Consider the following 20,733-nt stretch of genomic DNA (forward strand, 5'->3'; position numbering starts at 1 on the left):
AATGCGGAGGTACTAAAGGAGGGTATCGGAGATGATCCGGGCGCCGGGCACCGGGCCGTGGACCGCCAAGGCAGTGTGGCCGCGGTGGGTCAACTCTTCGGCGAGGACACTGGCTGAAACGGAGTCGCGGGCAAGCAGAGCGATAGTGGGGCCGGAGCCCGAGACCATTCCGGCCAGGGCACCGCGTGCCTCGCCCAGTCCGATGGTGTCGCGAAGTTGAGGCGCCAACGTGATGGAAGCCCTCTGAAGGTCGTTGATCAACACCCGGCTGAGGGTCTCAGGGTCTCCATGACGGAGCGCTTGGAGGATGGTGGGGTCCACGGCCACTGGTTCCGGAATGTCCACGCCCTCGGAATCCCGCAGTCCGTCAAGGGTCCGGAAGACGTCAGGTGTCGAGAGCCCGTAATCTGCAAAGACCAGCACCCAGTCCATCTGGGCTTTGGCCAGGGCCGGGGAGAGTTTGTCGCCCACGCCCAGCCCGACGGCGGTGCCCCCCAGGAGCGAGAACGGCACGTCTGCTCCCAACTCTGCCGCCAGATGCGCGAGTTCCTCGCGGGACAGTCCGCTGTTCCACAGGGCATCGCAGGCAAGCAGGGTCGCCGCGGCATCCGCTGAACCGCCGCCCATGCCACCGGCCACCGGCACGCGCTTGGTGATTTCAAGGTGCACACCGGTGGGCTTCTCGGACATTTCGGCCATGATGGCCGCGGCCTTGTAGGCGAGGTTCCGCTCATCCAGCGGAATGTCCACACCGTCGAGATCAAGCGTGCTGTCGGGGCTGATGCTGACAGTGATTCCCTGTGCCTCGGTGCTCGTTGCCGCCACTTCCTCATAGAGGGAAACGGCAAGGTAGACACTGGCCACCGAATGGTAGCCATCAGGCCGCAGCGGTCCGACGCTCAGGGAGACGTTGACCTTCCCGGGCGCTTTGACGCGGACTGTCCGGGCATGGAAGCGGTCCCCCGCGAACGGGAGGCTGCTGGGTTTGCGGGTGCCCGGGTTCATGCGTCCACGGGGTGGCCGGCTTCGGCGATCTTGACATAGGCGGAGATATCCAGGACTTCGCCGCGCGCGGTGGGGTCCACGCCGGCCGCAACCAGGCATCGTTCTGCCTCAGCGGCGCTCCCGGCCCAGCCGGCCAGCGCCGCCCGAAGGGTTTTCCGGCGTTGGGCAAATGCAGCATCGATAACGGCGAAGACCTGCTCGCGGGTGGCATGGGTCCGGGGCGGATCGTGGCGTGTGAAAGCCACGAGTCCCGAATGGATCTTGGGCGCAGGCCAGAACACGTTCATGCCTATGACACCGGCTTTGCGCATGTGCCCGTACCAAGCGGCCTTCACGGAGGGAACACCGTAGATCTTGGACCCGGGAGTCGCAGCAAGCCTGTCAGCTACCTCGTCCTGCACCATGACCAGGCCGTGCTGCAGGCTCGGGAAGTGCTGCAGGAGGTGAAGCACCACGGGGACCGCAACGTTGTACGGCAGGTTTGCCACCAGTGCCGTGGGAGGCACGGGCAGTTCGGTGACCTTCATGGCGTCGGAGAGCACCAGGTGGAAGTTGTCTTCCGCTCCGGGCCGCCAGGCACGCACAGTCGCCGGCAGTTTCTCCGCCAACACGGGGTCGATCTCCACCGCCACAACAGTCTTGGCTGCGTCCAGCAAGCCGAGGGTCAGCGAGCCAAGTCCAGGGCCGACTTCCAGCACGGTTTCATCGGAGTCGATGTTGGCGGCCGCCACAATCCTGCGGATGGTGTTGCCGTCAATCACAAAGTTCTGCCCAAGGGTCTTCGTAGGGCGTACACCGATTTCCTCGGCAAGCCGTCGGATGTCTGTGGCGCCCAGCAAAGGCGCGACGGCGGCGGGTTCGGAATTCGGTTCAGTCACCTAGGTATCGTATCGCCTGTGGAGGGTCAGGCTGCGTGCGCGCAGCCCCAGTCGCGGAGGCCGTTCTTGGCGTAGAGGCGGTTGGCGATATCAATCTGCTGTGCCTTGGTGGCCAGGCTGGCGTTGGGAGCGTAGGCTCCGCCACCATTGGCCAGCCACGTCGGGCTGGAGAACTGGAGGCCGCCGTAGTAGCCGTTGCCGGTGTTGATGGACCAGTTTCCACCGGACTCACACTGGGCAATCCTGTCCCACATAGCTTCGTTCGGTGCGCCCGTGGGGCCGCTGGAGGTTGCGGCTGCCTTGGCCGGAGCAGCTACCGGGCGGGCTTTGGTGCCCACGCTGACCTTTTCGGTCACCGGCTTGGTGGTGACATTGCTTGAGACGAGGGCTCGTGACGCTTCACGCCCGTCAACCAGGACCAGCTTGAACGTCTTGACCAGCGAACCGGCCACACCTTCCTGGGTAACCTTCTCTTCGCCCTTGAACAGCTCAGCAGTTTCGGTCTTCACGCTTTCGAAGGGCACTTCCTCCGTGGCTTCTGCGGTCTTGCTGGTGTCCACGCGGGAGACCTTGATCACCATGTCCTGAACGATGGGCGCGTTGCCAGGCTGTGAGATGCGGTCGTTGGCGCCGACGGTGACGCCGGTGTCCTTCAGCACGGTGGCGACGTCGGCCGCCGTCGTGGTGGTGGTGGTGTCCTTGCCGTCGGCAACAACACTGATGGTCTTGGGAGTTGAGATGGAGACGAAGGAACCGGTGACTTCCAGCGATGCTTCCTTCGGCTGGGAGATTTCGGAGGAGCTTGCCACTCCAAGTTCGCTGACCAGTGCGGCGACATCGGGGGCGTTCGTGTTCACGGTCTTGCGCGCGCCGTCCAATTCAATGGACACCGCTTTCGCGAGGTTGATGTTGACCACGGAGCCGTTATCCACACGGGCGTCGAGGGCGGGAGAGACCCTGTCAGCGTCCTTCAGCTCAACCTTTGCCGCCTTGACCACCTGGTCAACCGTGCCGCCGAAGGTCTGGATGGAACTTACCTTGCCGTCCACGTTGAGGGTGACAGTCTTGTTGTTGCCCACAAACGCGACAACTCCGACCACCAGCGCTGCAACAACCAGCAACTGGGCACCGACTTTGAGGAAGCTGAACTTGCCATCCGTTGTGAAGAACTTGATCACGATTGCCCATAACTCTCAGACCATCCGGGCACGGGGAAAAGCACAAAAATAATGCCAGCGGCAAAACGGAGGGGCCAGGCACAAAGCCTGGTCCCACACTTGCTGCCGGCATCTGCGCCGCCAATTACATTCAACTGATGAAGGCCGGATTCAACCGGCCCAGCTGTCCGAAGGCCTTCCCCGACCCCGGCTACTTGTTTAACACAGTAACCGATCTGTTATAAACCAACCAAGACTTCTGCATACCGGGTATTCATTTCGGGCACGGGGAAGGCGCCTCGAAGGAGCGCCTCAGGCCCATGAGCCGTAGGCCTGGAGCGTGTTTTCCGCCAAACGCGAACAGAGCTCGGAGAGGTCATCGCCGGTCACTTCCGCCATGGACCGGACGGTGTAAGGAACCATGTAGCTCGCGTTCGGCCGCCCACGGTACGGGTGGGGCGTCAAGAACGGCGAATCGGTTTCCACCAGGATCCGCTGTGGTTCGGCGATGGCCAGCGCTGCGCGCAGGTTCCCGGCATTCTTGAACGTCATGGTGCCCGCAAACGACATGTACCACCCATTCTGGTTGCAGATCCGGGCCAGTTCTTCGTCTCCGGAGAAACAGTGGAACACCACCCGCTCCGGGGCCCCTTCCTCCATCAACACCTGCACCACGTCGTCGTGGGCGTCGCGGTCGTGGATCTGCAAAGTCAGCCCCAACCGTTTGGCGATGTCGATGTGGCGCCGGAACGAGTACCGCTGGGCCACCAGCCCTTCCCCGTGGGTCCGGAAGAAATCCAATCCCGTTTCACCGATGGCGCGGATCCGCGGGTGGGCTGCCAGCTCTTCGATCTCTGCGAGCGCCGACTCCAGTTCACCGCGCCCGGCGTACACCGGGGCGTCGTTGGGGTGGATTGCGACGGCACCGAGCAGGCGCGGATCCGCGTCCACTGCCTGCACTGTGAAGCGGGACGACTCCAAATCGCAACCCACCTGCACAGCGCCTTGCACACCTACGGCCTCAGCCGAGTCCATCGCGTCGCGGACCGGGACCTCGATCAGTCCGTGCCGGAAATCCAGGTGCGTGTGGTTGTCCATGACCGGAACGGGGAGGGGTTCAGGTGCCGGCGGGTATTCCTTGCGGGAATCTGTATCCTCGGATGACGCACGGTACGCAACAGGGGCGAGCGAATTACACATGCTCCCACCTTAATCGGACCATGGTCCCCCTGAGGCAGCGGCCGGGTGGGCAGAGGTAAATTCCACTCGGCACATAAATTCCTGAGCACTATGTCAGCGGCGGCCAATGTCTGGGTAGTCTGGAACGGACAGACGGTCAAGAACAGCAACACGTCATCAAGATTGCTGGTGCAGTGGCCACGGCTGAAGGGCAATCCATGGAGTCCAAGCGACAAGTATCCGTTGAACCTACCCCGTTCCAGGGCGAGGCTTACAGTACCCTGCCGCGGGAAGGTGCAGCACTCAATGGACACAGGCCGCAGGTCATGGATGCGGAACGCTTCCACGATGCCAGCGAACGCATCCTGGGATCCATCAACAAGGTCATTGATGGCAAGGCCGACGCCGCGAAACTCGCGTTGACGGTTCTGCTGGCCCAAGGGCACCTCCTGCTGGAAGATGTTCCCGGCGTCGGCAAGACCCTGCTGGCCAAGACACTGGCGCGGACCGTGGACTGTACCGTCTCCCGCATCCAGTTCACGCCGGACCTCCTTCCGTCAGATGTCACCGGTGTCTCCATTTACAACCAGTCGTCCCGGCAATTTGAGTTCCGGCCCGGTGCAGTGTTCGCGAACATTGTGATCGGCGACGAAATCAACCGGGCTTCGGCCAAGACCCAGTCCGCGCTTCTTGAGTGCATGGAAGAGCATCAAGTCACCGTTGACGGACATTCCTATCAACTGGGCCTGCCCTTCATGGTGGTCGCCACCCAGAACCCCATTGAGATGGAGGGCACGTACCCGCTGCCCGAAGCCCAGCGGGACCGTTTCATGGCCAGGATTTCCATGGGCTATCCCGACAAGGAAGCCGAGATCGAAATGCTGGAGACGCACCAGGCTTCCTCTCCCCTGGCCAAAGTGACCCCCGTGGTCACTGCCGCCGACGTCGCGGCCATGATCGCTGCCGTCCAGCAGGTGTATGTGTCCACTGCCATCAAGGAGTACACCGTGGCTATCGGGCGGGCTACCCGCGACAGTGCCCGTCTGCGCCTTGGTGCCAGCCCGCGGTCCTTGTTGCAGCTGTTGCGTGCAGCCAAGGCAACCGCCGCGTTGGACGGCCGGGACTTTGTTCTCCCGGACGACGTAGTGGACGTTACCGAATCGGTGCTCGCCCACCGGATCATCCTGGACCGCAAAGCGGCAAGCTCAGGTGATACGCCGCAAAGCATCCTTCGGGGCATCCTGGCCGCCCTGCCGGTTGCCCAGGAACCGCCCAACGCGTGGCGCAGGGACAGGCACACCGCCTAGGAGGCAGGAATGGCGCTCGTGGATCGGCTCCCCAAGCATTTATTTACCAACCGCGGCTGGGGATTGCTGGCGGCCGGTGCCGTCTCACTGGGGTGTGCCTGGGTCATGGGCAGGCGGGATCTCCTGACGCTCGCGGTCTTGTTGCTTCTCCTGCCAATGGTGGCCCTCGCCGGGGTGCGGGTTCTGAAGCCCAAATTCCAGGTGTACCGGGAGTTCAACCCCTCCACTGTGGAAACTGCCAGCACCACCACCGTTCGTTTGGCGGTAGCACGGTCCTCGTATTCCACAGGGCACGTGATCATGGAGGAGCAGCTGCCTCCCCGCTTCGGCGAGCCGCCGGCGTTCCGTTTTCCGGCCCGCTCAGCATCCGGAGGCACCAGCCGCTACGAATACCATCTCCGCTCCGGCAAACGCGGACAGTTCCGCATCGGCCCGGTGACGGCAGAGTTCAGTGACCCCTTCGGTTTGTCGCTGCGGCGGCATGCGATCGACGACGGCGACATCCTCACCGTGACGCCGGCCGCCGTCGAACTTCCCGTCACCGGACTTGCCGGCGCGCGCGGCAACGATGGCGTGACCGCCACGCGCATCAGGGCCAACCCCAGCGACGACGACATCATGACCCGTGAGTACCGGCACGGCGATCCCATGCGCCGCGTGCATTGGGCGGCTACGGCACGCCACGGGCAACTGATGGTCCGCCAGGAGGAATCGGTCACTACCCCGGAAGCCACCCTCATCCTGGACCAGCGCTTCACGGCTTTTGCCGCAGGAACAGGTTCCATGTTTGGAGCCCATGACGAGGACTCGGACCTGGTCACCAGCCCCGGTTTTGAATGGGTGGTGACGGCAGCGATGTCCGTTGCGGCCCATCTGGCGGAGTGGAATTACTCGTTGCGGGTGCTGGATGTTTTCGGGAGCCCGGCATTCATCCGTTCGCGCTCGGCACCGGAACCGGATACCGAAGAGTTCTCGGGCATCGGAGGCTTGCAGGCCATCGCTGAAGGATTGGCCGCCATCGAGCTCAGCGGTCCCAGGCATGTCCGGGCGGAGCACCACAGGGCAGACGCTGCAACGGGCCCAGCCACCGCTGATTCCGCCGATGCTGCCTTCGATGACCGGCTCATGGATAAGCTCGCCGCCCACCGTCTTCGCGGCCCTCTTCTAGCGCTCCTCGGCACGCTGACTCCCGCTGAGGCCAGGTCCCTGGCACCCGCGGCAGCCTACGGAGCCAATGCTTTCGCGCTGATGGTCACTGACGCCGCCCGGAACAATGATGACGTATTGGAGATCCTGCGCCTGGCCGGTTGGCGCGTGGCTGTGGTGACCTCCAGGACCCAACTGGCGGCCGCTTGGTCCTCCTTTGATGAAGGGGGAATCGTGGCCGCGGCAGGGTCGGCCATGGACGTCCGTCGTGGAGCGGCGGTTCCCCGATGACAGCGACGTCCCACCTCGGCACTCCCGCACCGGTCCAACCCGGCGGAACGTCCGGTCCGAAGCCGTCCGGGTCCCCGCGGCCGCAAACCCCGGGGCCAGGGCCTTACCCCTGGGTCATGGCGGTGTCGATCGTTGTTGCCGTTCTGGGCGCTGCCTTGTCCTTGAACGGCGTCCTCAGGGGCTGGGCCTGGTTCATGCCCTTGATCACCACGGTGCTGGTTGTCGCGCTGACCTTGGCTCTTCTTCGGACACTCCGGGCCAAGCCACTGTTGGCCACCCTTGGTTCCTTTGCCTCGCTCGCGGGGATTCTCAGCTTTACGTTCTTCCGGCAGGAAAGCCTGGCGGGTTTCATCCCCACGGCCGGGACGTTCACCGCCGTCGGACGCCTCATCAAACGTGCTGCCGAGACGGTGGTCTCCGAAAGCGCTCCTGTGGCGCCCAACGCCGGGATCGTCTTCGTCATGTGCGCCTGCCTGGGGCTCCTGGTGATTTTGATCGACGCGTTGGCAGTCCCCTTGGCGATGCCGGCGGCCAGCGGCATTGGGCTCCTCGCGGTCATGGTGGTTCCAGCCACCATCAAACCCCAGAGCGTGGGAGTTGCAGGCTTCCTCGGCGCTGCTGTGGGATATCTGCTGATTCTCGGGTGCAGCCACTGGTTCGCCCCTGACGCCAGGCTCCAGTCCGGTTCGGGGCGGGGCGCCGGCCAGTTCAGGCGTTCACTGGTGACGGGCGGCCTGGCGCTGGCCCTGGCCATGGTGGTTCCGCTGGCCATCCCGGGGTTCGAGACAGGGACCTTCCCCCAGGGATCCCGGCTGAGTCCGTGGGGAACTTCCAACGGGCTCAATCCCATGATCACCCTGGGCAACAGCCTCCGGAGCCCCACGGGGTCGGGCCGCATTACCTACGCCACGAGTGCCAGCGGGCCGCTCTACCTGAGGTCCGTCACCATTGACCACTTCGACGGCGAAACCTGGGCCCCGGACGACCGTCCGGCCCAGCGGCGCGCGGGCGCCGACAGACTGGAAACGGGCTACTCCGTCCAGGCAGAAGTGGTCAACACCGTGACGTCCGTGAATGCCGGCCTCTTCACCAGCCCCTACCTTCCTGCCCCGTTTGCCCCTGCCTCAGTGAACGGCCTCAACGGGCGCTGGACCTGGGACCCGGCCACACTAAGCATCATGAGCACCGAGACCACCACGCGTGCGCAACGGTACGTGGTATTTTCCGGAGCACCCAAGGTCACGGCAGAATCCCTGTCCCAGGCCACAGCGGCTCCCCAAGGCATCTCAGAGGATTTCCTCCGGATTCCGGGCAACCTTCCTGACATCGTGAGGCAAACGGCGGATTCCGTTACGGCGTCCGCCGGGAGCAACTACGGCAAGGCCTTGGCTATCCAGAAGTACCTGCGCTCCGGTGAATTTACGTACTCCCTGCAGGCACCGGTGCAGAACGGCTATGACGGCAACGGGCTTTCTGTCCTGGCCGATTTCCTGGCCGTCAAGAGCGGCTACTGCGTTCATTTCTCCTCGGCGATGGCCGTCATGGCCCGGGCTGAAGGTATTCCGAGCCGCATCGCCGTGGGCTACGCACCAGGCCGGCTCACGGGCGAGTCCGTGGCGTTGGTCGGCCAAGGATCCTTCCCTGAGTACGAGGTAGACGCCCGGGATGCGCACGCGTGGCCAGAGTTGTACTTCGAAGGACTCGGTTGGGTCCCGTTTGAGCCGACGCCGTCCCGTGGCGTCCCTCCCGATTACGCGACGGAAACCTCTGTTCCCAGCAACCTCAGCACCAATGCGGACGAGAAAGAAGTCCTGACCACACCGGCCCCGGCCACGCCCGCCCCGGTTCCGCTTCCTGGCGTGGAAACCCCGGCGACCGGTTCCCCCAGTGCGAACCCGTTGCCGGTCATCGGCGGGGCCGCAGCAGCCGTGGCGTTGTTGCTTGCCTTCCTGTGGTCTCCGCGGCTGAGCAGGACCATCCTGCGGCGGCGGCGCCTGAACCAAAAACCCCCGGATGAGGCCGACGCCTTGCAGCCCGGCTACAAGGATCCGGCCCCGGAGCTGGCGTGGGCGGAACTGCAGGACCTGGCGACGGACTACGGTTTACCCTCCACGCCCAGCGAAACGCCGAGGCACTTCTCCACCAGGCTTCGCTCCAGTGCCGCCCTCGGAGACGCGGGTGGAATGGACGACGCCGCGCACGTGGCGGTTGCCTCGCTCACCTCGGACTTCGAACGGCAGCGTTATGGCCGCCAGACGGGACCAGCGGCGACACCAGCTGCGGCGACGCGGATCGCCGTCGTGCGTGAAACGTTGCGGAACAATGCCCGCTGGTTGGTGCGCTTCCGCGCGGACTGGCTGCCGCCGTCGATGATGCGCCGGTGGGTCCACGCGCTCGGGGCGCCGTTCCGGTCCGTGGGGTCGCTCGCTACGGTGGTTGGGCGCGGGTTCGCGCGGTGGTGGCGGACGCTCCGCGGTGTGCTTCCACAACGGCGCTAGCTTGAAAGCAAAGGGCCCGGCTCCTGGAACTTGTGGTTCCAGGAGCCGGGCCCTTGTGTGTCACAGCCGTTCTTGTTGCGAGAGCGGCGGACGGGGCTCTTTGGTGGAAAGAGCAGCCTAGTCGGCGTACGGGTCCGCGATACCTACGTACTGGGTGTAGAGGTACTCTTCGATGCCTTCGGAGCCGCCTTCGCGGCCCAGGCCGGACTGCTTGACGCCACCGAACGGTGCGGCGGCGTTGGAGATGACACCGGCGTTGAGGCCGAGCATGCCGGTCTCGATGCGTTCGCTGATGCGCAGGCCACGGTTGAGGTCCTTGGTGAAGACGTAGGCAACCAGGCCGTATTCGGTGTTGTTGGCCAGGCGGACTGCGTCGTCTTCGGTGGAGAAGGTGATGATCGGCGCTACCGGGCCGAAGATCTCTTCCTGGAGGATGCGGGCGTCGGCGGCGACGTTCTTCAGCACGGTGGGCTGGTAGAAGTAGCCGGGACCGTCGACGGCGGCACCACCGGTGACGGCGGTGGCACCTCCTGCTACGGCTTCGCTGACGAGGGCGTGAACGCCGTCGCGGGCCTTGCCGTCGATCAGCGGGCCAACCTTGGACTCAGGTTCGGTGCCGCGTGCTGTGGTGAGGGAGCCGATCTTGGCGGCGAACTTCTCGGCGAAGGAGTCGGCTATGGACTCGTGGACGATGAAGCGGTTGGCTGCGGTGCAGGCTTCGCCCATGTTGCGCATCTTGGCGGCAATGGCACCTTCAACGGCCTTGTCCAGGTCGGCGTCTTCGAAGACGACGAACGGGGCGTTGCCACCGAGCTCCATGGAGGTGCGCAGGACCTTGTCCGCGGCTTCGCGGATCAGGGCCTGGCCCACCGGCGTGGAGCCGGTGAAGGAGATCTTGCGGAGGCGGTCGTCCTTGATCAGGGGGCCGGTGACAGCACCTGCGGTGGAGGTCTGGATGACGTTCAGGACACCGGCGGGCAGGCCGGCTTCCTGCATGACCTGGGCGAACAGCAGGCTGGTCAGCGGGGTCAGGTTGGCGGGCTTGAGCACCATGGTGCAGCCAGCGGCGACGGCGGGGGCTACCTTGCGGGTGGCCATGGCCAGCGGGAAGTTCCACGGGGTGATCAGCAGGCAGGGACCTACCGGCTTCTTCTGCACGAGGAGGCGGTTCTTGCCGTCGGGTGCTGCGGAGTAGCGGCCTGAGACGCGGACCGCTTCTTCGGAGAACCAGCGCAGGAATTCGGCACCGTAGGTGACTTCACCACGGGCTTCGGCCAGGGGCTTGCCCATTTCCAGTGTCATCAGCAGTGCAAAGTCTTCGGCACGTTCGGTGACCAGTTCAAAGGCCCGGCGCAGGATTTCGCCGCGTTCGCGCGGTGCGGTGCGTGCCCAGTCAGCCTGGGCGGCAGCAGCGGCGTCGAGCGCCGCGGCGCCGTCTTCAGCACCGGCGTCGGAGATGCTGAGCAGGACCTTGCCCGTGGCAGGGTCCTCAACATCAAAGGTCTTTCCGGAACCGGCCGGGCGCCACTGACCGTTGATCAGCAGGCCGGTAGGGACGGAAGCCAGCAGTTCGCTTTCGCGTTCAACCGTGACAGTCATGGCGACTCCTTCGTCTTGGGTGCTTTGGAGAATTGCACCACGGGGGTTCGTTGCCGGAAGTGGCGTGAATTACTGCCACGGTACTGCCCCGCGAGAAGGAGTGTCTACGCCTTCACGCACTGCCATGCAGGCGCCAATTTGTGCAGGTGCACAGCACGGATCAGCGGGCCGCGAGTACCGCCGAGTACAGCTCCCGCTTGCTGACGCGGGCATCGTCAGCCACTGCTGCCACGGCTTCCTTCAGCCGGATGCCTTGGGACATGAGTTGGTTCACGGCTGCCACGTGGTCCTCGGGTTTGCCGGGCTCTTGTTCAGGCGCACCACCGACCACCACCGCGATTTCGCCGCGGACTTCGTTGTTCTCTGCCCACTCCAGCAGTTCGCGCAGCGTTCCGCGGATGACTTCCTCGTAGGTCTTGGTCAGCTCACGGCATACAGCTGCGCGGCGGTCGGCTCCAAATCGTTCGTGCAGTGCCCGGAGCATCACTTCGAGCCGGTGCGGGGCCTCGAAGAAGACCATGGTGCGGCGCTCGTCTGCCAGGTCGGCGAGGCGTGAGTTCCGCTCCCCCGCCTTACGTGGCAGGAATCCTTCGAAGCAAAAACGGTCAGTGGGAAGCCCGGAGAGTGCCAAGGCTGTCAGCACGGCAGACGGGCCCGGGACGGCAGTGACGGTCAGGCCCGCAGCAACAGCGCCCTCCACCAAACGGAACCCGGGGTCCGAGACGGCGGGCATTCCAGCGTCGCTGACCATGAGGATGGTCTTTCCGGCGCGAACGTGGTCAAGCAATTCGCCGGTCTTGGCAACCTCGTTGTGCTCGTGGTAGCTGATAACCCGTCCGGAGACCTCCACGCCCAAGGCCGTCACCAGCCGGTGCAGACGCCGGGTGTCTTCTGCGGCAACAATGTCCGCAGTTGCAAGGAGTTCAATCAGCCGGGACGATGCGTCGCCCACGTTTCCGATCGGGGTAGCCGCAAGCACAATCCTGCCAATCCCCGCAGTTGCGCCGGCGCCGGCAGCAGGAACTGCCTCGTCCAGGTCGTCGCTGAAGGGAGCCTCGTCCGGGGTGCTGCGCTGTTCGTCCACCTGCCAAGCCTAATGCCGCGGTGCCTCCAACACCGCACCTCAACGCTGTGACAAGGATGGAAAGGTAGCATGGGCGGGTGAACCAGTCGCCCGTTCCTGCCACCACTTCCGGAACTCCTGTGGCGTCCCCTGCAACCGGTGGATCCGATGCCCCAGCCGCCGCAGACAGCAACAGGCAGGCATCGGCCAGGCCCACCGGGGACGTGACGCGTTCGCGGCGCACCGCGGCATTGGACGACACCTTGGCAACGCCCCTTCCAGGCCGCGGGCTTGAACACCACCGGTGGATCGCCCGGCCAACCGAGGCTTACACAGCGCAGGCCCTCAGGGAGCGCCTGATCGGCGGGATCCAGAGTTGGCGTGACTACCCGGCGTCGTTGCGTCTATGGTTCTGGCTGATCCCCACCATCACTGCCGTGCTGGGCGGCATTCTCCGGTTCTTCCGGCTGGATGCCCCGCACAGCCTGGTGTTCGATGAGACGTACTACGTCAAGGACGCCTATTCCTATTTGCTGAGCGGCTATGAGCGCAGCTGGCCCGCGAACGCCAATGACTCCTTCAACGCCGGCAACCCGAACGTCCTGCTCAACACCCCGGAGTATGTTGTCCATCCGCCGGTGGGCAAGTGGATGATCACCTTTGGCATGTGGCTGTTCGGCGGTGACAATCCCTTCGGTTGGCGTTTCGGTGCAGCGCTGACGGGGACCCTGACCGTTTTCCTCGTCTCCCTCATCGCCCTGAAGCTCTTCCGTTCGCACACCCTTGGCGCCGTTGCCGGACTCCTGCTCGCCATTGACGGCCACCACCTGGTACTCTCCCGGACGGCTTTGCTGGACGTCTTCCTGGCGTTCTGGATCCTCGCCGCCTTCGGCGCCCTGCTGATGGACCGCGACGACGGCCGCCGTCGTCTGGCTTCCCGCCTCGCCGCACAGGCGGCTGCTTCGCCGCTAAGCCGCCCATCCCCCACTCAATTGGTGGCCGGCCCTTGGCTCGGAATGCGTTGGTGGCGCCTGGTTGCCGGGATCTGCCTTGGTTTGGCTGTGGGAACCAAATGGTCAGCGTTGTTCTTCGTGGCCGCCTTCGGTTTGATGACGGTCCTGTGGGACGTGAGCGCCCGGCGCATTGCCGGCATCCGCAGTTGGTTCAGCGCAGGAATCCTCAAGGACGGCCTGTTTGCCTTCGTCACCATCATTCCAGTGGCTGCCTTGACCTATGTGGCAACGTGGACGGGGTGGTTCCTCTCCAAGGACGCCTACTACCGTCAATGGGCCGCCACGAACCCCTCAGCGGGTTGGGATTGGCTGCCCAATTCCGTGCGGTCCCTGGCGCACTACCACCTTGAGGCGTACAAGTTCCATCAGGGCCTCAGCTCGGACCACCCGTATGAGTCCAGCCCGTGGACCTGGCTCCTCATGGGCCGGCCTACCTCGTTCTATTACCAAACACCCAAGCAGGGCACTCCTGGCTGCGTGGTGGAGACCTGTTCCTCGGCCATCCTGCCGGTGGGTAATCCAGTGGTGTGGTGGGGCGGAACCATCGCCCTGGTCATCTTGCTGTTCTGGTGGGCCGGCAGGCGGGATTGGCGCGCAGGTGCCATCCTCGCCGGAGTTGCCGCCGGATACCTTCCGTGGTTCATGTATCCGGAACGCACCATGTTCATCTTCTACGCTGTGTCCTTCGAACCGTTCCTGGTGCTTGGCCTGACCTACGTCCTGGGCTTGGTGCTCGGCCGAAGCAGTGATCCCCCTTGGCGGCGACGGTCCGGGCTCTATGTGGTGGGCCTGGTCCTGGTACTGGCGGTCCTGGCAACGGCGTTCTTCTATCCGGTCCTGACCGCAGAGGTCATCAGCTACCAGGAGTGGCGGATGAGAATGTGGATGCCATCGTGGATTTAGGAGGCAAGCAGTGAGGGAAGCCAGCACGGAGCTTCTGGTCGAGGCCCATCCTGACAGCAATGTGACTGACCTCCTCCTGGAACGCTGTGCCAAGGATCCGTTCGGCATCCTGTACGCCCACAAGACGGCGAACGGTTGGCTGAATGTATCCGCAGCCAGGTTCCTCGCCGATGTCAGTGCCCTCGCCAAAGGACTGATCGCCGGAGGCCTCAATCCCGGCGACCCCGTAGCGGTCCTCTCCCGGTCCAGCTTCGAGTGGACGTTGGTGGACTTCGCCATCTGGATGGCCGGCGGCGTGACGGTGCCCATTTACGAGACGTCGTCCCCGAGCCAGATCGAGTGGATCCTGGCCGATTCAGGCGCCCGGCGCATCTTCGTGGAGGACACGGCCAAAGCAGATCTCGTCCACGCCCTGGTGAACCGGTCCACTGCACTCGGGGAAGATCCCGTGGCGATCATGCGGATGGAGCACGACGGCGACGCCCCCAACCTGACCAGCGTCTCCGCCGTCGGGGTTGGCGTCATGGACGCCGAGCTGGAGCGCCAGCGCAGCGCAGCGAATCTCGCCGACATCGCCTCGATCGTCTACACCTCCGGAACCACTGGCAAGCCCAAAGGCTGCGAAATCACCCACGGCAACTTTGTCCTGGTGGCACGGAACGTCATCCCGTTCCTTCCCGAGCTGCTGATGCAGCAGGGAGCGCGGACGCTGATGTTCCTGCCGTTGGCGCACGTACTCGCCAGGGCAGTCCAGGTGGTGTGCCTCACCGCGGGCATCACGCTCGGCCACAGCGCGGGTGCCAATGGGCTGATGGCAGACCTCAGTACTTTTAAGCCCACCTTCCTGCTCGCTGTGCCGCGCATCTTTGAAAAGGTCTACGCCGGCGCCGGGCACAAAGCCGCCATGAGCGGAAAGTCGGCGCTCTTCTCCGCTGCCTCGGCAACCGCTGTGGAGTATTCGACGGCGGTGGACCTCGCCGCGCGTGGGCAGGGACCCGGTCCGGGATGGCTTTTGGGCATGAAGCACACCGCGTTCAACAAGCTTCTCTATCCCAAGGTCCGTGAGGTTTTCGGCGGTAATGTGCGCTACACGGTTTCCGGGGCGGGCCCCCTCAGCCTGCGGGACAACCATTTCTTCCATGGCGCCGGCGTCCCCGTACTGGAGGGCTACGGCCTGACGGAGACCACCGCACCGTGCACCGTCAATACGCCCAGCATGTCCCGGATCGGTACTGTCGGGATTCCCCTCCCCGGCACCACCATCCGTGTGGCCCAGGACGGGGAGGTGCTGGTCAAGGGCATTGGCGTCTTCAAGGGCTACCACGCCAATAAAGCGGCCACCGAAGCTGCGTTTGTTGATGGCTTCTTCCGTACCGGCGACCTCGGCGAACTCGACGCCGACGGCTTCCTGACCATCACCGGCAGGAAGAAGGACCTCCTGGTCACTGCCGGTGGCAAGAACGTGGCCCCCGCACCTTTGGAGGAGAAGCTCCGCGAGCACCCTCTGGTGGGTCAGGCATTAGTGGTGGGCGATGGCCGCCCCTTCGTCGCGGCACTGGTGAGCCTCGATCCCGAGGGACTTGCCGACTGGTGCGCCGAGAACAAGGTAGGTGCTTTGTCACCTGCGGAAGCGGCCAGCGACGACCGGGTGAAGGCGGCTGTTCAATCCGCCGTGGATGAGGCCAACAAACTGGTCTCCGCAGCCGAGTCGATCAAGAAGTTTGCCTTCATCACGGCGGAGCTCACCGTCGAATCCGGACACCTGACGCCGTCGCTCAAGCTCAAGCGGGCAGCTGTGGTTGACGATTTCTCTTCAGTTGTGGAAAAACTTTTCGAGAAGTAGTCCCTCCACCTAGGCCGCCTCTATTCACCACCTGTGCTACCTATCCAGCAACTAATTCGGCCGTAATCACCACCTAGATAGGCCGGTCCCTGCCTAGGTGCCGTCGTTGTCCACGTAGCGTTTTCCTCACGAACCAAACGTTCAAAGGGGAACCCATGGCAACACCATCAGGCATACCGACACCGGCGCTCTACTACTCGCGTGTCCGGTCTACCTTGGTACCGCGAATCATGGGTTTCACGATGGTTGCGCTGGGCCCGGTGCTGTTCGTGCTGATCGTCCTGAACAACACACCGGAAGTGCTCTTCGCACCGCGGGTCACCACCGCAGCTGGTTCATTCATCGCCTTCATGACTGTCACCGTCAAGGTCGACTCGCAGAACATCGTGATCGCCTTCTGCGACATCTTCAAACGGACATTGCCCAAGGATGAAATCGCGACGTTGACCACGGACAACGCGGCCGGACCCAGTGGGTACGGATTCCGATACATGGGGCCCGGCATGGTCGGGTACCTCGTCGGCGGTCCCGAGATCAAAATCGAGTTGAAAAACGGCAAGACCGTCATCGCCAGCACAGATCGCCCTGAGCAGCTTGTTCGTGTTCTGGCGCCCCCACAGTGCACGCCGTGGAGCCGGCTCCCCTAGCGCTTGGCGTCAGCTGATTCTCTGCTGAGGTTGTCCGCTTCATCTGTAACAGCGTCATCGTCCGAGACCTCGGCTTGGTCAACCGTTGTGTCAGCACCCCGACGCCGCTTGGTGGGCCACGTGAAGATGAACGTCACCGTCGCCACGAGGAAGACCAGCGCGCCGATGACGATGCCCGCGTCTATCCAGAACTGTCCCGGGAAGAGCCGGATGAGGGTGTCTTCCAGCGAGAACGTCCAGGTTCCATTGGCGAAGAAGATCCGGTGGAACTCGGTGAAGAACTGCTGCCAGCTCAATGCCGCCAGGACAGCGAGGCCAATGATGATGACCAGTGTGACGATGGATCCGGCAAAGAGTCCTCGACGGATTCCGCCGTTGCTGCGCTTCCGCAGGTACAGGACGGCGATGATGCTGAGGATGATGAGGAGCAAGCCTGCACCGAAGGACGACAGGATGACCAGCTTGACGTCAGCCATGTGCGCCACTTCGCTGTCCTTGAAGAGCTTGGCACCGTCCTGGTGGACCAAGCCACCCAGGTAGCGGGGACCTGCCCAGTTGCTGAGGTAGTCCACGGCGTACGAGCCGTAGGTCATACGGTCATCAGTGCTGAAACCATAGCCGTCGCCCGGGAAACCCGGCCGGTTGTACTCCACCCACAGGAACAGGGGGCTGGTGACCGCCCGAACGGCGAGCACCAGGAGGATCACCGGGTAGAAGACGGCCAACAGGACCTGGAAAACCCGCGGTCCGATTGGCTTCACCTTTGCGGCTTGCTCACGTTCCGCGTTGCGTCGGGCCACTTCGTCTTCCGGCGGTCGGACCTGAAGGGCCGACGTCGGCAAAGGTTCCGAATAGTGCGACTCCTGCTTCTCAGCGGAGTTGCCCGCAAGAGTGTCAGCGAACAGCGGGGGTTCCGGCTCGACGTCGGCCGCTTCTGCAGCTTTCCGGTGGGCGCGGCTTTCAGGCTGCCCGCCGGCGGGCGTCGCGGGAGCCACTGCAGAGGCACCACCGGAGGTCTTCGGCTTCATCCAGTCGAAGGCCGGTTCGTTGGGGTCCTCGTGGACGTCCGTGTCCGGTTCTTGTGGTTTTGGGCTCTTGTCGCTCACAGCGGTTTCACTTCCGTAGGCATCCACCGGCGAATGCGTACTGCCGGCTCTCTTGTCTGCATTCGAGCCTACCGTCCGGCCTTACGCCGACACGCTGTGCCACCCCGGGTGCGCCCAGATCGAAACGTAACTGTAAGGTCTACGCAGCGATGCTGCGATATCCGGCGTCGTTCGCGTCCAGGTCCCCGGTAACACCGGTCCGGGCGGCCCTGCCACCGAGCACCAACGTGTAGACCCAATATCCGGCCAGAACCAAGGCTCCGATGGTGATCTTCGCCCACACGGGCAGCGGACTGGGCGTCACGAATCCCTCCACCATTCCGGAAACGAGCAGGACCAACACCAACCCCAGCGCAATCGTGATCAGGGAACGCCCCTCGTCAGCCACAGCCTGCAGCCGTGTGCGGGGCCCCGGCCGCACCATGGCCCAGAAGATTTTAAGGCCCGCTGCGCAGGCGATGAACACTGCCGTCAGTTCCATCAGTCCATGCGGAAGGATGTAGCTGAAGAAGACATCCATCTTCCCCGTCGCCAGGAAGAGTCCCGCGGCAATGCCCAGGCCTTGGGCATTCATGAACAGGATGTACGGCACCCAAAATCCGGTGACTCCGAATGCCACGGCCTGGGCAGAAATCCAAGCGTTGTTGGTCCACACGGCGCCGGCAAACGAGGCAGCCGGGTTCTCCGAGTAGTAGTCGATGAAGTCTTCGTCCACATACTGCTGGATCCTGGCATCACTGCCCACCGCCCTCAGCGCCTCCGCCGACGTTCCAATCCACAGGGCGTACGCCCCTGCCACCACCACGAAAGCCAGTCCGCACCACAGGGTCAACCAGCGGATCCGGTAGAACGCCGCGGGTAAGGCGATGACGAAGAACCGGGCCAGGTCCTCCATGAAATTCGAGCGCGCCCCCGTGAACCGGGTCCGGGCCTGTGCCAGCCCTGCGGACAGCGTGGCGGACAACGCTGTCTCCGGAGCCACCGAGCGGATCAGGGACAAATGCCCCGATACCGTCTGGTAGAGCCGCAACAACTCATCGGCTTCGGCTCCCGTGAGACGGCGCTTATGCGCAAGAAAATGAAGCCTGGACCATTTGTCCCCATGTACGGCCGAGAAGGCGTCGATGTCCACGGCACCACCCTAGCGCCTCAGTCCACGCACGGGGTGGGTCCCGCCGCTAGACTCGGTGATGCGGGCACGCCAAGCGTCCGCAGCGTTTGCGAGGCATGGGGGCTGGGCATGAGTTCAATCATCACAGGCGAGGCAGTAGTCCTCGAACTGCGACCGGCATCCTTTGCTGCCCGCGCGCTGGGACTCATCCTCGACATCATCTCGCAGGTAGCCCTCGCGATACTCCTGATCATCCTCATCGGCATGGCATCAGAGGACCTCGACGACGCCGCGATCCGCGCACTGATCCTCAGCAGCGTTGTGTTCTCCATCGTCATTGTTCCCGTCGCCGTGGAAACCCTCACCCGTGGACGATCCCTGGGAAAGCTCGCAACAGGACTTCGCATAGTGCGCGACGACGGCGGTTCCATCCGCTTCCGGCACGCCGTCATCCGGGGGCTTCTTGGCGTCCTTGAGATCTATCTGACCTTCGGCGGCCTCGCGATCGGCGTGGCACTGTTCAACGACAAATCCAAGCGCCTTGGCGACATCGTGGCCGGCACTTACTCACTCCGCCAGCGGGTTCCCTCAAAACCGCGCATCATGCCGGTGGCACCGCACTACCTCCAGGCCTGGGCCGCCATGGCGGACATCGGCAGGGTCCCGGACGCCACTGCACGAAGGGCCGGTACCTTCGTGCAGCAGGCCTACCTCATGTCCCCGGAATCCCGGGTCGCCATGGCCACGGCCATCGCCTCCGAACTGGCCAAATACGTGGCCCCTCTCCCGCCCTCCGGGACCATCGCCGAGGACTACATCGGGGCCGTCCTCGGGGAACGACGCAACCGCGAACTTGTGCGGCTGCGCCAAGCGGAGCAGCGGAACGCGACCGTCGGTGAGCGACTACAAAAGCTGCCGTTCACTGACGTTTAGTGCCTGCCACCGGCTGGCGGCGGGGGGCCGCCGTCCTCTGCCTGCTTGCTCGTTCCTCGCTTGAACCCAGGCTGCCGGACGCCGGCCCCCCGGCTTGTCCCGGTTGCAGTCTTCAGCGCCAGTGATCCGGTTTTGTGAGTCTTTGTGGCAGGAGGGTGGTGGGGTCGCCTTCGGCGGCGGTGATCTGCGGTTGCGTCAGGTAGAGCGCATTGGAGAGATCGGCGCCGTGGAGGTGGGCTCCCCGGAGATCGGCTCCCAACAGGTCTGCCGCCGTGAGGTCGCTGTTCCTGAGGTTTGCTCCTATCAAGTAGGCACTGCGGAAGTTGGATCCGCAGAGGCGTCGGTTCGCCAGGTTCGCGCCCATCAGGTCGGCGCCGCTGTGATCACCGTCCCGGCGAGGGCCGTCGTCGGGCGTTTGCGCGTCCTCGGCTCCGTAGGAGGCCCGTAGTTCCTCGCTGACCTCCATCAGGAGGGCCCGCACTTCACCATGCAGCGTTTCGACGTCGGTGGCAAGGATCGCTGTTGCGTCGCCTTGGGCGGTGGTTGTTATGCGTCCGGACAGGTGGCCGGCCGCTGAAGCGAGGTCGGGGTCGAAGGTCCGTTGCTGGGCTTCGGCCAGGTACCAGAGCATTTCGTGGAGCTGCCTCACCACCTTGAACACGGCGAACATCGAGGACGTGGACGAGGGTTGGTCCCTCCAGCTGGTACCGCCAAAGGTGTGCTGGGAGACCACTTGGCCCGCGCCGAAGCAATCGAAAACGGTGCAGCCACGGAATCCGCGCGGCCGGAGGCGTTCATGGATGGTGCAGGAAAAATCGGCGGACATGTTCGGGCAGGGTGTCGCCGCGGGTTTGTCGATGGCAAAGTCGGCCGAACGGACGAATCCCAGGGCGGTACAGCAGAGGGCAAAGCAGTTGCCGCAGTCCGGGCGAAGGGTTGGTTGAAGAGTCATGTGTGCTCCAGGTGATGAAAGAGGGTCCGGTGGGAAACGCCGGGGAACCCGTTGGCGGGTTCCCCTCAGGGACACCCGGAATCACCGAGGAGGGCAGCACAA

General features: G+C 64.1%; 16 protein-coding genes. 7 read left to right on the forward strand and 9 right to left on the reverse strand.

Annotation, left to right across the window (positions count from 1 at the left end; translation table 11 throughout):
* Positions 1 to 12: 12 nt before the first annotated feature.
* From WBN73_RS03750 to WBN73_RS03765, 4 genes are all read right to left on the reverse strand, one after another.
* Complete coding sequence (locus tag WBN73_RS03750; RefSeq protein ID WP_337339553.1) at positions 13 to 1,005, reverse strand: 4-(cytidine 5'-diphospho)-2-C-methyl-D-erythritol kinase; 993 nt, start codon at positions 1,003 to 1,005, stop codon at positions 13 to 15.
* On the reverse strand, positions 1,002 to 1,883 hold the full coding sequence (gene rsmA / locus WBN73_RS03755) for a 16S rRNA (adenine(1518)-N(6)/adenine(1519)-N(6))-dimethyltransferase RsmA (RefSeq protein WP_337339552.1): 882 nt from the start codon (positions 1,881 to 1,883) through the stop codon (positions 1,002 to 1,004). The genes WBN73_RS03750 and rsmA overlap by 4 nt, the downstream gene beginning before the upstream one ends.
* Positions 1,884 to 1,909: 26 nt before the next feature.
* Complete coding sequence (locus tag WBN73_RS03760; RefSeq protein ID WP_207596830.1) at positions 1,910 to 3,061, reverse strand: resuscitation-promoting factor; 1,152 nt, start codon at positions 3,059 to 3,061, stop codon at positions 1,910 to 1,912.
* Between the two features lie 291 nt (positions 3,062 to 3,352).
* Positions 3,353 to 4,240 (reverse strand): TatD family hydrolase, encoded by an 888-nt coding sequence (locus WBN73_RS03765; RefSeq protein ID WP_337339551.1) that lies wholly within the window; start codon positions 4,238 to 4,240, stop codon positions 3,353 to 3,355.
* Between the two features lie 197 nt (positions 4,241 to 4,437).
* Between WBN73_RS03765 and WBN73_RS03770 the strand changes: the two genes are divergently transcribed.
* Genes WBN73_RS03770 through WBN73_RS03780 form a run of 3 tightly spaced genes read left to right on the forward strand, consistent with a single transcriptional unit; the run spans position 4,438 to position 9,461 of the window.
* Complete coding sequence (locus WBN73_RS03770) at positions 4,438 to 5,526, forward strand: AAA family ATPase (protein WP_207596828.1); 1,089 nt, start codon at positions 4,438 to 4,440, stop codon at positions 5,524 to 5,526.
* 9 nt (positions 5,527 to 5,535) lie between these two features.
* On the forward strand, positions 5,536 to 6,963 hold the full coding sequence (locus tag WBN73_RS03775; protein WP_337339550.1) for a DUF58 domain-containing protein: 1,428 nt from the start codon (positions 5,536 to 5,538) through the stop codon (positions 6,961 to 6,963).
* A complete protein-coding gene (locus tag WBN73_RS03780) occupies positions 6,960 to 9,461 on the forward strand; it encodes a transglutaminase TgpA family protein (protein WP_337339549.1) in 2,502 nt (833 codons plus the stop codon). The genes WBN73_RS03775 and WBN73_RS03780 overlap by 4 nt, the downstream gene beginning before the upstream one ends.
* A gap of 117 nt (positions 9,462 to 9,578) precedes the next feature.
* On the opposite strand, the gene WBN73_RS03785 is transcribed toward WBN73_RS03780, so the two are convergent.
* Both WBN73_RS03785 and rsmI read right to left on the reverse strand, forming a co-directional pair.
* Complete coding sequence (locus WBN73_RS03785; RefSeq protein WP_026542786.1) at positions 9,579 to 11,060, reverse strand: NAD-dependent succinate-semialdehyde dehydrogenase; 1,482 nt, start codon at positions 11,058 to 11,060, stop codon at positions 9,579 to 9,581.
* A 160-nt stretch (positions 11,061 to 11,220) separates the two neighbouring features.
* Entirely contained in the window at positions 11,221 to 12,096 is an 876-nt protein-coding gene (gene rsmI / locus WBN73_RS03790; RefSeq protein ID WP_242703619.1) for a 16S rRNA (cytidine(1402)-2'-O)-methyltransferase, read from the reverse strand.
* A 278-nt stretch (positions 12,097 to 12,374) separates the two neighbouring features.
* Here rsmI and WBN73_RS03795 point away from each other — a divergent pair, with 278 nt between their 5' ends.
* The 3 genes from WBN73_RS03795 (at position 12,375) to WBN73_RS03805 (ending at position 16,529) form a co-directional block, all read left to right on the forward strand.
* Positions 12,375 to 14,039: a dolichyl-phosphate-mannose--protein mannosyltransferase gene (locus tag WBN73_RS03795; protein ID WP_443193246.1), complete on the forward strand. Its 1,665-nt coding sequence runs from the start codon at positions 12,375 to 12,377 to the stop codon at positions 14,037 to 14,039.
* A 10-nt stretch (positions 14,040 to 14,049) separates the two neighbouring features.
* Positions 14,050 to 15,882, forward strand: a complete 1,833-nt coding sequence (locus tag WBN73_RS03800; RefSeq protein ID WP_337339547.1) for an AMP-dependent synthetase/ligase — start codon at positions 14,050 to 14,052, stop codon at positions 15,880 to 15,882.
* 155 nt (positions 15,883 to 16,037) lie between these two features.
* Positions 16,038 to 16,529: a hypothetical protein gene (locus WBN73_RS03805; protein ID WP_337339546.1), complete on the forward strand. Its 492-nt coding sequence runs from the start codon at positions 16,038 to 16,040 to the stop codon at positions 16,527 to 16,529.
* On the opposite strand, the gene WBN73_RS03810 is transcribed toward WBN73_RS03805, so the two are convergent.
* Both WBN73_RS03810 and WBN73_RS03815 read right to left on the reverse strand, forming a co-directional pair.
* Positions 16,526 to 17,635 (reverse strand): TIGR01906 family membrane protein, encoded by a 1,110-nt coding sequence (locus tag WBN73_RS03810; protein WP_337339545.1) that lies wholly within the window; start codon positions 17,633 to 17,635, stop codon positions 16,526 to 16,528. The genes WBN73_RS03805 and WBN73_RS03810 overlap by 4 nt on opposite strands.
* A gap of 139 nt (positions 17,636 to 17,774) precedes the next feature.
* Positions 17,775 to 18,767 (reverse strand): stage II sporulation protein M, encoded by a 993-nt coding sequence (locus tag WBN73_RS03815; protein ID WP_337339544.1) that lies wholly within the window; start codon positions 18,765 to 18,767, stop codon positions 17,775 to 17,777.
* 108 nt (positions 18,768 to 18,875) lie between these two features.
* On the opposite strand from WBN73_RS03815, the gene WBN73_RS03820 reads away from it, so the two are divergent.
* Positions 18,876 to 19,679 carry an RDD family protein gene (locus WBN73_RS03820; protein WP_280627520.1) on the forward strand — a complete coding sequence of 268 codons (804 nt, stop codon included), beginning with the start codon at positions 18,876 to 18,878 and terminating at the stop codon, positions 19,677 to 19,679.
* Between the two features lie 112 nt (positions 19,680 to 19,791).
* On the opposite strand, the gene WBN73_RS03825 is transcribed toward WBN73_RS03820, so the two are convergent.
* Entirely contained in the window at positions 19,792 to 20,631 is an 840-nt protein-coding gene (locus tag WBN73_RS03825; protein WP_337339543.1) for a pentapeptide repeat-containing protein, read from the reverse strand.
* Positions 20,632 to 20,733: the final 102 nt, after the last annotated feature.

This window comes from Paenarthrobacter sp. CCNWLY172 (genome assembly GCF_037402035.1).
Classification (GTDB): domain Bacteria; phylum Actinomycetota; class Actinomycetes; order Actinomycetales; family Micrococcaceae; genus Arthrobacter.

What these genes read in the sequence shown, in the direction of transcription:
- WBN73_RS03820 (WP_280627520.1), top strand. Translation starts at nt 18,876, where the DNA reads ATGAGTTCAATCATCACAGGCGAGGCAGTAGTCCTCGAACTGCGACCG.
- WBN73_RS03805 (WP_337339546.1), top strand. Translation starts at nt 16,038, where the DNA reads ATGGCAACACCATCAGGCATACCGACACCGGCGCTCTACTACTCGCGT.
- WBN73_RS03825 (WP_337339543.1), bottom strand. Translation starts at nt 20,631, where the DNA reads ATGACTCTTCAACCAACCCTTCGCCCGGACTGCGGCAACTGCTTTGCC.
- WBN73_RS03770 (WP_207596828.1), top strand. Translation starts at nt 4,438, where the DNA reads ATGGAGTCCAAGCGACAAGTATCCGTTGAACCTACCCCGTTCCAGGGC.
- WBN73_RS03780 (WP_337339549.1), top strand. Translation starts at nt 6,960, where the DNA reads ATGACAGCGACGTCCCACCTCGGCACTCCCGCACCGGTCCAACCCGGC.
- WBN73_RS03765 (WP_337339551.1), bottom strand. Translation starts at nt 4,240, where the DNA reads ATGTGTAATTCGCTCGCCCCTGTTGCGTACCGTGCGTCATCCGAGGAT.
- WBN73_RS03775 (WP_337339550.1), top strand. Translation starts at nt 5,536, where the DNA reads ATGGCGCTCGTGGATCGGCTCCCCAAGCATTTATTTACCAACCGCGGC.
- WBN73_RS03750 (WP_337339553.1), bottom strand. Translation starts at nt 1,005, where the DNA reads ATGAACCCGGGCACCCGCAAACCCAGCAGCCTCCCGTTCGCGGGGGAC.
- WBN73_RS03785 (WP_026542786.1), bottom strand. Translation starts at nt 11,060, where the DNA reads ATGACTGTCACGGTTGAACGCGAAAGCGAACTGCTGGCTTCCGTCCCT.